This window comes from Salinicola socius, from assembly GCF_001937195.1.
Taxonomy (GTDB): Bacteria; Pseudomonadota; Gammaproteobacteria; order Pseudomonadales; family Halomonadaceae; genus Salinicola; species Salinicola socius.
Map to the genome: position 1 here is coordinate 1 of NZ_MSDO01000128.1, position 492 is coordinate 492.

Annotated in this window: 1 tRNA gene; it reads right to left on the bottom strand. The window is 62.0% G+C overall.

The window, feature by feature from the left end:
- Window positions 1-193 precede the first annotated feature (193 nt).
- Window positions 194-281, bottom strand: a tRNA-Ser gene (locus BTW07_RS19195).
- Window positions 282-492 lie beyond the last annotated feature (211 nt).

Consider the following 492-nt stretch of genomic DNA (forward strand, 5'->3'; position numbering starts at 1 on the left):
GAAAAAACCGGCTGCTGAGAGCCGGTTCTTTTCAATTCGGTGGCGGAGGGGGAGGATGGGCGTCGCTACGCTCCGCCGCCCGACGCTACGCGCCTTGGCTCGAACCGGAGGGTTCTCATCCACTCCCCCTCACCAATGCCTCATTCCAGGCATGAAAAAACCGGCTGCTGAGAGCCGGTTCTTTTCAATTCGGTGGCGGAGGGGGAGGGATTCGAACCCTCGAAGCCTTGCGACTTACACACTTTCCAGGCGTGCTCCTTCGACCACTCGGACACCCCTCCGCATTTTCGCTCTTCTCGTAACGGCTGTGCCGGTGCGTTCAGAACGGCGCACATAGTATCGAGCTAAGCCCGTGATCGCAAGCCGTTTTTCCTTTCCCGGCGACCTTTTACGTTCATCGTCCAGGACTGGGGCGCCGCGCTAGCTCCATCGTTCTACGAAGTCCGCCGGGTTGCGCGCCGGGGCATCGGGGTAGCGCCCGCCGGGCTGGCC